Here is a 13,117-nt window from a genome sequence, read left to right on the forward strand (position 1 = left end):
ATGGGGACTCCTTAGGAATCATAATAATGCAACTCAAGTACAATCAGGTAATGTAACTAGGACAAAGTAATTACACAGATGACACCATTACCCCCATTTACTCAAATTAACGTAAGCGATTCAGAAAATATCGTATTTCATGTTTTAAGAAAATAAAATATACTACAAAGGAGCCTACAAAGAAGTAGACTCCTCAATTCTTTTATTGCCTTCAATACGGCAGTATTTCGGTAAATTTTCTGACCAAGGAAGATATATTGCGCCAGCAATTCGGGGTAATACCAGCAAACGTGTCACCAGGGGTGGACGCCGAGATAAGTGTAAAAACTGGCAACTTGATGGTATTTTTTAACATCATCAAGCTGTCTGTTTTGTTCGCTGATTAATTTGATTCATATTCCTTAACTCTTCTATAAAGAGAAGAATAGAATTTTTAAGAGAAAAACTTAATGAATGTATTGATAATGATTTATATAATCTTAATAATGAAAAAGTTTTGTATATTAGTGAAGAACTCGATATGATAATAGTTCAATATATTAAGGCATTTAAATTTAAATAGTTTATTAAGAGATAATATAGTAATCTCACAGTGTAATTTCTTCTTTTGAAATGTATGCAAAACATGAAAAATTTAGGACAATAAAAATACTTATGCAGGGTTTCATGATTTTACGATTATGATAATCATACTTGACTGCGGAATCAGAATACAAGAATTATGTAATATCACAATACCTGATATAGATTTAAGAAATAAAATATTGATGGAAGGAGTGCTGTAAAGTAGCAATTGGTTAATAAATTATGCATAAAATTATCAATTAAATGATATTTGCTCCTATCCGTTAGGGTATTTTGTAGGTTTGTGTTGTATTTTATAGATGTGATGATAATATACATAATGTAAAAAATGGTGAAAATCAGAATAAAGCAACTAAAGTAGCAGTGCTGTATCAAAATGGGAGGGCAAGTATAATGCTATAAAAGGACAAGAATACCTTGAAGCTGTAAAATTTTTAAATTCTGTTGAAGAAACAGCATAAGGTTTAAAGATAAATAAAGGAGAATAATTTGATGAACAAGAAAAAGTTTGATTTAATGAGTATTATTTTATTAGGCATAAACGGTGTTATAGGATCAGGTATATTTTTATTGCCGGGGAATGCTTATAAATTATTTGGGGCACAAAGTATTTGGATATATCTTCTAGATACTTTACTAGTATTGTCATTAGCACTTTGTTTTGCAGAAGTGGGAGGAATGTTTGATAAAACAGGAGGAGATTATATATATGCTAAAGAGGCTTATGGTGAATTTATAGGTTTTGAAGTTGGAATAATGAAATGGGCTATATTCATTATTGGGTGGGCAACGATGGCTGTTGGATTCTCTACTGCTTTAGGTATATTTTTCCCAGCAGCAGCAAATGGTACAGCTAAAAATATTATATCTATTACAATTTTAGTTGGTCTTGGTGTGATAAATTTATTTGGCATAGAAATTGCAAAGGTATTAAATGATGTAATTACTATTGGAAAATTAATTCCAATGATATTATTTATTGTTATTGGAATGTTTTTTATAAAGGGGAGCAATTTTACTCAAGTACATCCAGTAGAAATGAAAAATTTTGCACCAACTGTGATTTTGGTGTTTTATGCTTTTACAGGATTTGAATCATTAGCAGTAGCCGCAGGAGATATGGAAAATCCAAAGAAAAATGTACCAATAGCAATAATTACTACAATTTTAACATCATCTATTATATATGTCCTTATACAAACAGTTTCAGTAGGAAATTTAGGACCAGCACTATCAGGAAGTGCTACTCCTGTTGCAGACTCAGCAAAAGTTTTCCTAGGTAATTTTGGTAAGATAATAATTGCATTAGGAACATTAATATCAATAGGTGGAATTAATGTAGCTACATCTTTTAGTACACCTAGGAGTGGAGTTGCTTTAGCAGAAGGCGGAATTTTGCCTTCTTTTATTGCAAGTAAAAATAGATTTAATCAGCCTTATATTGCAATTATAATATCTGTATTAATAGCTGTTCCTCTTGTATTATCAGGTGGTTTTGTACAACTAGCTGTAATGAGTGTTATTTCAAAGTTTGGACAGTATATTCCAACATCTCTTTCAGTTATTGTTTTTAGAAGAAGAAATAAATTAAAGTCTTCCTTTAGAGTACCTTTTGGATATACCCTTCCTATAGTAGCAGCTTCTTTAAGCTTATGGATGATATATAATTCATGGATTGAAGATTTAGGGAAACCATTAGTTCAGAATAGAGTGCTTGTAGGTCTTGGAGGTTTTATTGTAGGTGTTCCTCTATACTTTATATTTAAATATTTAAGAAAAGAAGAAAACACTAAGAAATTTGATGAAGTTTCAGAGCGTTCATAAAATAAAGGGGATGTAGATCATGCTAGAAGTGAGGCTAAGAATATTAAAAAGATTTCAATAAAATATGATAATTGAATAATTGAAGAAAAAGATGCGTATAAGTTTTTTTATATATGCATTTTTTTTGCATGATCATATATAAAATGAAGTAATACGTATAAGAAAAAGTTTTCCTATGAAGAGTAATAGGGAAATTGACTATTATAATAATAATTGTTTTACTGGAATGACTTACTATGCAGCCTAGATTATATTGCAGCTATTCTACGGACCAGATAATGGCTGCATTTGAATTTTTTAATGAAAATAAAAATCCTTCCTTTAGAGAAGGAGCAAAATATTTTAGTGATAGAAAAACAGATGTATTTTTTATAACTCTAAATAAATCTGAAAATGACTTTTCTCTTTCAACACTTTATGAGGACTATGCCATATAATGAAAGACTATTTCACTGGCAAAGTCAAAGCAGTACTTCACAGGATAGTCCTACAGGACAAAGATATATTAATTATTTGAATACAGGCAACAAGATAGGCTTATTTGTAAGAGAGCATAAATTATATAGTGGATTAACTTCACCTTATATATATATTAATGTGACTAAATGTATATGAAATTTATAATAAAAATATTTTAGACTTAATATTTAGGATATAAAAGTTAGCTTATTCAACCAATAGGCTGATTCAAGTTTTCCCACACTTTTCCCACAAAAGTTTTAGATAGCTATAGTTTTGTTTAGAAAGTAGAAGTAAGTAAAGCTAGTAATATCAACATTTATAGAAAGGTGCAGAAAAATAAAAGACTATTAAAACAAATCTGAAGGCCGGGAGTTCGAGTCCCCCTGGGTGCACCAAAGCCTTGATACAAGCCAGCTCACGGATAATGTGAATTTGCTTGTATTTTTGTTTTCCCACAAAAGTTATAGATACATTTAGATTCTTTTAGAAGGGTAGCTTATAAATTTAGTAAGATCAACAGTTATAGAGGATTTTAGAAGAATATAATTTGATAGTAAAATTTTTAATTATTATAATTTACCATTTAATCAATTTTGTGGTATTATCTATATATAATTAATACAGACTATTAGGATTGGGCGAAATAAAAGTAAATTGATCATACAAAATAAGGAGGTCAGATATGTCTGATTTAGGTTTGAGTAATAAAATAGCTCTAATAACTGGAGGTACTCGAGGGCTTGGTAGAGCTATTGCAGAGAAGTTAGCAGAAGAAAAGGTAAAAGTAGTTGTAACTGGTACTAATGAAGATAGAGCAAACCGAGTAGCAAATGAAATATCATTAGCTTACAATATTGAAACTTTGAGCTTGAAACATGATGTAAGTTCAGAAGAATCAACAAAAGAAGTTGTAAAATGTATAATTGATAAATCTAAGAGAATAGATATTTTAGTAAACAATGCGGGTATCACAAGTGATGGTATAATGATGATGATGAAAAAAGAGAACTGGAATAAAGTGCTTAATATAAATCTTACAGGAGCATTTAATTGTACTAAATTCGTCTCTAAACATATGCTAAAACAGAAATCGGGTAGTATAGTAAATATAACAAGTGTAGTAGGAGTAACAGGCAACGTTGGACAAGCGAATTATTCTGCATCTAAAGCTGGACTTATAGGTTTTACAAAAACAGTTGCTAGAGAATTAGCAGATCGAGGAATAACTGTAAATGCTGTTGCGCCTGGATATATTTCTACCGATATGACATCAAAACTTTCTGATAAAATAAGCCAAGAAATATTGTGCAAAATTCCAATGAAAACATATGGTAGTCCAGAATCTGTAGCAAATGCAGTTTTGTTTCTTGTTTCAAATATGTCCCAATATATTACAGGTCAAGTTATAAATGTTGATGGTGGAATGGTAATGTATTAATTTAATATTATGTGCATAAGGAAAGTTAATAATAACTTTTAAAATATTATTCATCAATGAAAGATTTAAAATATTTGAATAATCGTAGATTTTGACGTAACATAATTTTTAGGAGGATATTATATGGACAATTTTGAATTTATTAATGGAAGTAGGGAATTACTTGATTTGGTGCAACCTTTATGGGAAAAATTAAATAAACATCATAAAATCAGCTCAAATTATTTTTCTGATAAGTTCAGAAATTTTAAATTTGAAGTTAGAAAAAATAAGTTTATTAATGATAAAAATTTAGGGGTTAATATAGATTTAATTAAGGATAAGGGGAAAGACTTATATATTGGTTATTGTATCAGTACATCAAATAAGGACTTAATTGGAGAAATTGACTCTCTTTTTATTGAAAAAGAATATCGTCACTATGGTCTAGGAGATAAATTAATGAAAAGAGCATTAGAATGGTTGAATGGTAACCAAGTAAAAACAAAAATAATAGGAGTAGTAGAAGGTAACGAAAATGTATTGGAATTTTATAAAATGTATGGTTTTTACAAAAGAAAAGTAATTTTAGAGCAGGTAAATAAATATTATTAGCTCACAATTTTATTACATTGTAAATTAAATAAGGAGCTTCTAAATTACATGTTAAAAGTAAACTTTTATAGATTGAATACAATAGAAGATAGTAAATTATTATTTGCTGTAGTAATGTCAAAATATAATGGACAGTGGATTTATGTAAAGCACAAAAAGAGAAATACTTGGGAAATTCCTGGTGGACATAGAGAGCAAAATGAAACTATAGATTCTACAGCTTCAAGAGAATTATTTGAAGAAACAGGAGCAAAAAAGTTTAACCTAACTCCAGTATGTATTTATTCCGTAGATAGCGACGAAACTACGGATTACACTGAATCTTTTGGACAGCTATTTTATTCACAAGTAGAAACATTAGAAAAACTTCCTGATTTTGAGATAAATGAAATTAAATTATTTGATAAGATACCAGATAATTTAACTTATCCTTTAATTCAACCATTTTTACATGAGAAAGTATTAGGATATCTTAAAAGGGTGTAATTATATGTTACTATAGAGCATTCTTAAAGAGAGTAATCGTAAGATAATGTGTTTTAAAATTTTAAGAAGTTAGACCTGGAGGAATATAATTAATGAGTTTTTCAAATAAAGATGATAAAAGTGAAGAAGAATTATTATTAATAAAACTTGAAGAGTTAGAAAATAGATTTGATGAGGATAGTACGAAAAAGAGTACAATTAAAAAAATAAAAAATAACTTACAAAATTTAGAGTTTAGTGGTCCTGAAACTGATATTAATAAGATTAAAAAAGATTTAATTTCAGCAATATTAGAAATAATATCTTGGATGGGGTAGATATTTATAATTCTGAATATTCTAAAAATTTCAATTGAGTAATGTAACATAGTAAAATATGACGTAACTAATGTGTATACTTAGAGTTTCAATAACATGGATGGTGATAAGTTATGCTTATAGAAGAAAATGTTAAGAATATTTTTAAAGGTCTTGGTGCTGACCAATGAAAACAAAAAAAGTCATTGTTGTTCCATATGATTCTAAATGGAATGATGAATTTGAAAAAATAAAATTCTATTTAGAAAAAGCACTTGAAGACAGTATTCTTGCAATTGAGCATGTAGGAAGCACTTCTATAGAGGGGTTATCCGCTAAGCCAATTATAGATATAGATGTCATTATTGAAAACTATGATAAATTTGAAGATGTTAAATCTCGTTTAAAAAATTTAGGCTATTATCATGAAGGAGACTTAGGAATAAAAGATAGAGAAGCTTTTAGATATAATGAAAAGCATGGATTTATGACTCATCACTTATATGTTTGTCCACGAGATTCTCAGGAGTTAAAAAGGCACATTGCTTTTCGAGATTATTTGAGAACACATAAAGAAGATAGGGAAAGATATAGTGTAATTAAATTACAAGCAGCAATAAAGTATCCAACAGATATCGATAGCTACATAGAAACTAAAAGTCCTTTTATTACTGAAATTTATAAAAAATGTGGATTATGAGCGTTATTTTTACTTAATTTGTACGCAACTTTCTTATAAGATGCAATAGTAAAAAAATGCGAAGTAAAGATTATTTAAATAATACACAAGCAAATAGTAATTTGACGAGCAAGTTTAACAACAGAATAATAAATGACAATTTGGTGAAGGATTGAAATCAAGTCTGTGTGGTGCTATATGTTGGTACATTTAACATCATTCAACCTTATATTTTGTTGAAGCCATGTTTTTGAAAAGTGCTACATTCTAAAAATTAACTTATGGTTAATTTTATTCCTTTATCTTTAATAAATGTTCAATTGTAGAAGTGGATGAAATTAGATAAAATATACTCAAAGAAACGTTTCTTTAGTACCATGTTTGGAGATGATAAAATGCCGATGAATATAATTATTCAAGAAAAAAGGAAAGAAATTGGATTAACTCAAGAGCAAATTGGGGATTATCTTGGTGTGTCTACTCCTGCCGTTAACAAGTGGGAAAAAGGGTATACTTACCCCGATATTTCTTTGTTACCCGCACTTGCACGGTTACTCAAAGTTGATTTGAATACGTTGCTTTGTTTTAATGAAGGGTTAACAGAACAAGAAATAGGTCACTTTAGCAATGAAGTAGGAGCTACAATTAGTACAAATGGTTTTGAGGACGGCTTTACTATGAGTATCAAAAAAATACGGGAATATCCAAACTGTGATATGCTTATCCATTCAATTGCATTACTTTTGGACGGTGCTTTGCTAATGTATGGAGCAAGCATTGACGATAAAGAATCCTATGAAAAACAAATTACAGCCTTGTATGAGCGTGCTGCTAAAAGCGATAATGATCAAGTTAGGGATAAAGCAATTTATATGCTGGTTTGTAAATATCTTGCTCGTATGGAATATGAGAAAGCACAGGAAATGTTAGACTTATTGCCAGAAAGAACTACTTTAGATAAAACAGATCTTCAAGCTAGACTTTTCATCAAACAAGACAAACTTGATGAAGCCGCTAGGCTACTAGAACGTAAATTACTCAATGTAGCCAATGAAGTGCAGATGATTTTAATGAGTTTGGCTGAAATTGAGATGAAAGAAGGAGACAGCCAAAATGCTTCTCATTTGGCGGAACTTTCTCAGAAGGTCATAAAGTTGTTTGGACTTGGGGATATGCAAGCCCTTGCCATACCACTCCACGTTGCTATCTTACAAAAAAATGTTGAGGACAGTATTTCACTTTTGAAATCTTATTTTTCGGCAACTTTTACACCGTGGGACGTTAGTAAATCCTCTCTGTACCGTCATATCGCAGTAAAATTGAAAACAGCAAAAGCAGTAAAAGAAGAGGTAATAAAAGAAAAACAGGAGAACTTAGGAAAACAAGTGCGACTAGCGTTGCTTTCTGAGCTTAAAAATAGTCCTAAATATATGTTCCTCCATTCGAATGCAGAATTTCAACAGTTGATCGAAGAGTATCGAACCAAATGTTGAGAGCTAAATTCCAATTGTGCGCCCAGCAAAGGGTAACTAACCTAGCAGGTGGGAATCCTGTCTGAGCAAGGTCTAACCAACCAGCAGTAGCGAGTCTTGAGTTGTCATCAGTAATGATGGGAGCTAAGCGTAGACAGCGAGAAAGTAGGGTTGAAAGCTATTGAGCCTCGAAATTTTGTATATCAGAGGGCTGACGTCTTAATTGGTGCGGAAAGCAAAATCACATAGGTCGTAATGGTAAGAACTATGTGGCACTGCGGGGTCAAAGGGCCAATCATGCTTTACATTGTGGTTAATTATCAACTGGGGAGAGCCTGCCGTTTCTTAGTAATAAGTATGACAGACAACAATAAAACGGAGAATGTCAAATGAACGACAGGCAGTCGGATAGTCTCATAGTACCGCTGAAACTGGGTAATGCCAGTGGAGGGAAGGGGATTACATAATAACAATCTTTCTGAGGACACATCATCTGTACTCAGGGACAGGAGAAATGATGGAAACAAAATTAGAAAGAATAGCAGAAATATCAGCAAAGACTCGAAAGCCAGAATTTACTTCGCTATATCATCATATTAATGATGGTATGCTAAGACAGTGCCACAAAGAACTAGATGGAAATAAGGCAGTAGGCATTGATAGAGTTACAAAAACAAAATACGAAGTAAATCTAGAAGAAAATATATCTAATTTAGTAAAACGGTTAAAGAATAAGTCATACAAACCTTTACCATCATTAAGAGTATTCATACCGAAAGGTAATGGAAAAATGCGACCATTAGGAATTGCATCCTATGAAGATAAGATGGTGCAACTAGCAGTAAAGAAGATACTGGAAGCAATCTATGAACCAAGATTTTTGAGAAATATGCATGGTTTCAGACCGAGACGAGGTTGTCATGATGCTATCAAGGAAGTTTATAACGGAATGTATCATGGAAAGATAAACTACATTGTTGATTCGGACATCAAAGGCTTCTTTAACCACATGAGTCATGAATGGATAATGAAATTTTTGGGAGTATACATAAAAGACCCAAATCTCCTATGGCTGATTAATAAATACTTGAAAGCTGGGGTAATAACTGAGGGCGTATTTGAAGAAAGTACAGATGGTTCTGCTCAAGGGAATATCATAAGCCCAATAATAGCAAATATTTATATGCATAACGTTCTAATGTTGTGGTATAAGATTGTTATTACAAAAGAAACAAAGGGAGATAGCTTTTTGACAGTTTATGCAGATGATTTTATAGCAGGATTCCAGTACAAATGGGAAGCTGAGAAATACTACGGTGAACTCAAGAAAAGAATGGGAAAATTCAATCTAGAGATGGAAGATAGTAAAAGTAGATTACTGGAGTTTGGTAAATTTGCAGAAGAAAACCGGAAAGCAAGGGGAGAAGGTAAACCAGAAACATTCGATTTCTTAGGATTTACATTTTTCTGTGGGAAAAGTCGCAGAGGATATCCATGTGTCATGTTACAAACAAGTAGAAAGAAATTTAGACAAAAGCTGAAGGATACTAAAAAGTGGCTATACGATAATAGAACTATGCTGGTTAAAGAAATGATAAAGGCATTGAATCTTAAGCTGGTTGGACATTATAGGTACTATGGTGTATCCTTCAACGGCAAGATGATAACAAACTTTTTGCATAGAGTACAGCAATTTCTATGTAAGTCACTGAATAGGCGAAGTGATAAGAAAAGCTACAGCTGGGATGGATATATAGAAATGCTGAAATATTATCCACTAGCGAAACCAAAGATATATTTTAAGTTGTTTTAGCTGTGCTGTGAACGTTATTATGAGGAGCCGTATGCGGGAAAGCCGCACGTACGGATTCTGTGAGGGGCTTATATTGTGAGGTGTAAGTCTACTCGACTAAGGTTGAGCAATATGAATAGTAATTGAAAGGATGATGTTTTTTATGGACAAGAAAGTTAAGATCTCTAGAATGGCCGATATCGAGCAGCAAAATAGTATCTCAGGTAATAATTATCAATTTTGTCGCCACAAATTTATTAAAGGTGAAGAAGGTTTTAAGTCTAATGTTGCGTTTTTACGTATTCCACCTAAGAAAGCTGCCTTTCCCTTGCATTATCACGAATACAGTGAAGAAACCTTTTATATAATATCGGGTACGGGTAGATTATTAATCAAAGATGGGGAGCGCGAGGTTAAGGCAGGAGATATAGTATTCTTTCCTTCAGGTATTGAAGGTACGCACAAATTGATAAATAGTTCCTCTACCGAAGATCTGATTTATATTGATTTTGACACCTATGTACCTCTCGATATTACCTATTATCCGGGTAAAGATAAAATTGGAATCTTCGGTGAAAACTATACAGGAGTTTTACGAAAGTCCAGCACAATTGGTCTGTATGAAGATGAAGATGATATTTGAATTGAGAAATAAAATAACTTAAAACACATCTGACAGCGCCCGTGACGAATTCCAATTTGTCTGACTGAATAAAATGAGCATAATGTGTGATTTATTTAATGCACATTTTTCTAATAGTACGAAGAAATGAAAGAGATTTTAATTAAATAGTAATCTATTTAAATAAAATTTGTATTGACAGCTTATAAAATTAAGTATATTATCTAAATAATAGAAAAAATTGATGACGAGAAGTAGTAAATGTAAGAATTTAGTTAAAGCGAGTTTGGAATAGTGTAAGCCAAATACTGTAGCTTATGTTGAATGGATCTCTGAGATGTGATGTGAAATGATAGTAGCAGTAAACGGTGGTCTACCGTTAAAAAGACGGGGTATCGAGTTAAATCTGTACCTGATAAAGAAATGTTTATATTTAGGTGGCATAGCGGAGTTTAACACTTCGTCCTTTAAAGGACGAAGTGTTTTTTACATTATTACATTTTAATTTAGTAATGCATTGTTCTGAAAAGTTTTTAATATTGCTGTACTACTTATGATATAAATTTAATATGGTTGGCACCACGGTCACTTCGTCCCATTTTAGGATGAAGTGACTTTTTTATTTTAATATATTAAATCATAAATTTTATAATATTAAGTAATGAGGAGGAAAAGATTTGTATAACTTCACTGAAAATACTAATTGTAAATCTGAATATATTACAAAAGGAGGTATTAAGGTTATTAGAACAAAAGAATCCTTAAAGGATGATGATTCTATAGCTAAAATTTCTAAAAAGTTGGTTCACAATAAAGGAGCAATTTTTGCAAGTGATTATGAGTACCCAAATAGATATTCAAGATGGGAATTTGCTTTTACAAACCCCTGCTTAGAACTTAGATGTTTTCAAAGGAAATTTACTATTAATTCACTTAATAAAAGAGGTGATTTATTACTAGATATAATAGCCTGTAAATTAAAAGAAATTAAAGAAGTGGAAATATGTGTGGAAAGTAAAGAACATATTGAGGGAATAGTTCAAGAAGCTAATGAATTTTTTTGCGAAGAGGATAGAAGTAAACAAGTATCAGTATTTTTAATTATTAGAAAGATAAAAGATATATTTGAATCAAAAGAAGATAGTAATCTTGGACTATATGGAGCATTTGGATATGATTTAGTATTTCAATTTGAACCAGAAATTGAACTAAAAAAAGAGAGATCAGATAAGCAGCAAGATTTAGTTCTGTATTTACCAGATAGGCTGACTGTAGTAGATAATGAGTCAAAAGATGGATATGTTTTAAGTTATGAATTTACAACAGCTAAAGGTAGTACAGAAGGTTTAAAAAGGATAGAAAGATTAAATAATAATAAAATACAACAATGTGAAAATTTTAATAACGAAAGTTCTAAATTAGGAGAATACGCAAGTATAGTAAGCAAGGCTTTAGATTCATTTAGAAAAGGTGATCTATTTGAAGTTGTTCCTTCCCATTTATTATCAAAAGAAATTAATATGACTGCTGATGAAATATTTTATAACTTGAGAGAAATTAATCCAAGTCCATATGGTTTTTTTATTAATTTGGGAGATAAATTTTTGGTGGGAAGTTCTCCAGAAATGTATGTAAGAGTTGAAAAAAACAGAGTGGAGACATGTCCTATATCTGGAACTACAAAAAGAGGAAAGAATGCAATTGACGATTCAGAGCAAATTAAAAAATTAATCAATTCCAATAAAGATGAAGAAGAGTTGACTATGTGTACAGATGTGGATCGTAATGATAAATCCAGAATATGTATACCAGGTTCTGTAAAGGTAATTGGTAGACGTCAAATAGAAATGTACTCACATTTAATTCATACTGTAGACCATGTAGAAGGATATCTTAATGATGAATATGATTGTATAGATGCTTTTTTAACTCATATGTGGGCAGTTACAATAACAGGATCGCCTAAAAGAGCTGCCATAGAATGGATTGAGGAGCAGGAAAAAGCACCAAGAGAATGGTATGGAGGTGCTGTTGGTTATATTTTATTCAATGGTGATATGAATACAGGATTAACCCTTAGAACTATAAGAATTAAGAATAACATTGCACAGGTAAGGGTTGGAGCTACGCTATTAATCCATTCACAGCCTAATGAGGAAGAAGAGGAAACTTACACAAAGGCAGCAGCGTTACTGGAAAGTTTAAATCGCAAAGAAAGTTTAATAAAAGATAATGAAAAACGTGAAGTTGATTTTAATGTATGTAAAAATAAGAAAATATTGATTGTAGATCATGAAGATTCCTTTGTTAACACATTAGCTAGTTATATTAAACAATTAGGAGCTCATACAGTAACTTTAAGATATGATTTGGCTGAAAATGTATTAAAAGAAGATAGTTTTGATGCAGTTGTATTATCACCAGGACCGGGAAGACCTAAAAGATTTAATTTATCAAATACAATAAAATTATGTTTGAATAAAAAAATACCTATATTTGGAGTATGCCTAGGGATGCAGGGATTGATAGAGTATTTTGGTGGAAAATTAAAACAGCTTAATTATCCTAGACATGGTAAGAAGCTTAATGTTAAAAATGACTTATCATTTAATGTATGGAGTGATATAGGAGAAAATTTACAAGCTGGACTATATCATTCGATTTATTGTGACAATATTCCAGATTCATTTAATATAATTGCAAAAGATGAAGAGGGTATAGCAATGGGTATTCAACATAAGCAGTTGCCTATAATTGCTGTGCAATTCCATCCAGAATCAATATTAACTGCTGCAGGTAATTCAGGAATAAAATTATTAAATAATGTTTTTGAGGAGTTATTTAATTTTTACACAGTAAAATAAGAA

At 31.0% G+C, this 13,117-nt stretch carries 11 protein-coding genes and 1 pseudogene; all 12 read left to right on the top strand.

Going from position 1 to position 13,117, the window contains the following annotated elements; genetic code table 11:
- The first annotated feature begins 424 nt into the window (after positions 1–424).
- Positions 425–562 carry an aspartyl-phosphate phosphatase Spo0E family protein gene (locus CLOPA_RS25955; RefSeq protein ID WP_278246053.1) on the top strand — a complete coding sequence of 46 codons (138 nt, stop codon included), beginning with the start codon at positions 425–427 and terminating at the stop codon, positions 560–562.
- Positions 563–1,077: 515 nt separating this feature from the next.
- Positions 1,078–2,409 (top strand): APC family permease, encoded by a 1,332-nt coding sequence (locus tag CLOPA_RS07235; RefSeq protein WP_015614786.1) that lies wholly within the window; start codon positions 1,078–1,080, stop codon positions 2,407–2,409.
- A gap of 248 nt (positions 2,410–2,657) precedes the next feature.
- A pseudogene (locus CLOPA_RS26445) lies at positions 2,658–3,003 on the top strand (DUF3427 domain-containing protein); the annotation flags it as partial.
- A 550-nt stretch (positions 3,004–3,553) separates the two neighbouring features.
- Positions 3,554–4,309, top strand: coding sequence for a 3-oxoacyl-[acyl-carrier-protein] reductase (gene fabG / locus CLOPA_RS07250; protein ID WP_015614787.1), 756 nt, complete (start codon positions 3,554–3,556; stop codon positions 4,307–4,309).
- 123 nt (positions 4,310–4,432) lie between these two features.
- Positions 4,433–4,903 carry a GNAT family N-acetyltransferase gene (locus CLOPA_RS07255; protein ID WP_015614788.1) on the top strand — a complete coding sequence of 157 codons (471 nt, stop codon included), beginning with the start codon at positions 4,433–4,435 and terminating at the stop codon, positions 4,901–4,903.
- Between the two features lie 48 nt (positions 4,904–4,951).
- Positions 4,952–5,389, top strand: coding sequence for an NUDIX hydrolase (locus tag CLOPA_RS07260; protein WP_015614789.1), 438 nt, complete (start codon positions 4,952–4,954; stop codon positions 5,387–5,389).
- Positions 5,390–5,481: 92 nt separating this feature from the next.
- Positions 5,482–5,706: a hypothetical protein gene (locus CLOPA_RS07265; RefSeq protein ID WP_015614790.1), complete on the top strand. Its 225-nt coding sequence runs from the start codon at positions 5,482–5,484 to the stop codon at positions 5,704–5,706.
- A 166-nt stretch (positions 5,707–5,872) separates the two neighbouring features.
- Positions 5,873–6,385, top strand: a complete 513-nt coding sequence (locus tag CLOPA_RS07270; protein ID WP_015614791.1) for a GrpB family protein — start codon at positions 5,873–5,875, stop codon at positions 6,383–6,385.
- Positions 6,386–6,696: 311 nt separating this feature from the next.
- Positions 6,697–7,857 carry a helix-turn-helix domain-containing protein gene (locus CLOPA_RS07275; protein WP_242834280.1) on the top strand — a complete coding sequence of 387 codons (1,161 nt, stop codon included), beginning with the start codon at positions 6,697–6,699 and terminating at the stop codon, positions 7,855–7,857.
- Between the two features lie 496 nt (positions 7,858–8,353).
- Positions 8,354–9,649, top strand: coding sequence for a group II intron reverse transcriptase/maturase (gene ltrA / locus CLOPA_RS07280; protein ID WP_015614793.1), 1,296 nt, complete (start codon positions 8,354–8,356; stop codon positions 9,647–9,649).
- Between the two features lie 142 nt (positions 9,650–9,791).
- Complete coding sequence (locus CLOPA_RS07285) at positions 9,792–10,271, top strand: cupin domain-containing protein (RefSeq protein ID WP_015614794.1); 480 nt, start codon at positions 9,792–9,794, stop codon at positions 10,269–10,271.
- A 656-nt stretch (positions 10,272–10,927) separates the two neighbouring features.
- On the top strand, positions 10,928–13,114 hold the full coding sequence (locus tag CLOPA_RS07290; RefSeq protein ID WP_015614795.1) for an anthranilate synthase component I: 2,187 nt from the start codon (positions 10,928–10,930) through the stop codon (positions 13,112–13,114).
- Positions 13,115–13,117: the final 3 nt, after the last annotated feature.

This window comes from Clostridium pasteurianum BC1 (genome assembly GCF_000389635.1).
In the GTDB taxonomy this organism is placed as follows: domain Bacteria; phylum Bacillota; class Clostridia; order Clostridiales; family Clostridiaceae; genus Clostridium_I; species Clostridium_I pasteurianum_A.

What these genes read in the sequence shown, in the direction of transcription:
- fabG (WP_015614787.1), top strand. Translation starts at nt 3,554, where the DNA reads ATGTCTGATTTAGGTTTGAGTAATAAAATAGCTCTAATAACTGGAGGT.
- CLOPA_RS07255 (WP_015614788.1), top strand. Translation starts at nt 4,433, where the DNA reads ATGGACAATTTTGAATTTATTAATGGAAGTAGGGAATTACTTGATTTG.
- CLOPA_RS07275 (WP_242834280.1), top strand. Translation starts at nt 6,697, where the DNA reads ATGAAATTAGATAAAATATACTCAAAGAAACGTTTCTTTAGTACCATG.
- CLOPA_RS07265 (WP_015614790.1), top strand. Translation starts at nt 5,482, where the DNA reads ATGAGTTTTTCAAATAAAGATGATAAAAGTGAAGAAGAATTATTATTA.
- CLOPA_RS07235 (WP_015614786.1), top strand. Translation starts at nt 1,078, where the DNA reads ATGAACAAGAAAAAGTTTGATTTAATGAGTATTATTTTATTAGGCATA.
- CLOPA_RS07270 (WP_015614791.1), top strand. Translation starts at nt 5,873, where the DNA reads ATGAAAACAAAAAAAGTCATTGTTGTTCCATATGATTCTAAATGGAAT.
- CLOPA_RS07260 (WP_015614789.1), top strand. Translation starts at nt 4,952, where the DNA reads ATGTTAAAAGTAAACTTTTATAGATTGAATACAATAGAAGATAGTAAA.
- ltrA (WP_015614793.1), top strand. Translation starts at nt 8,354, where the DNA reads ATGGAAACAAAATTAGAAAGAATAGCAGAAATATCAGCAAAGACTCGA.
- CLOPA_RS07285 (WP_015614794.1), top strand. Translation starts at nt 9,792, where the DNA reads ATGGACAAGAAAGTTAAGATCTCTAGAATGGCCGATATCGAGCAGCAA.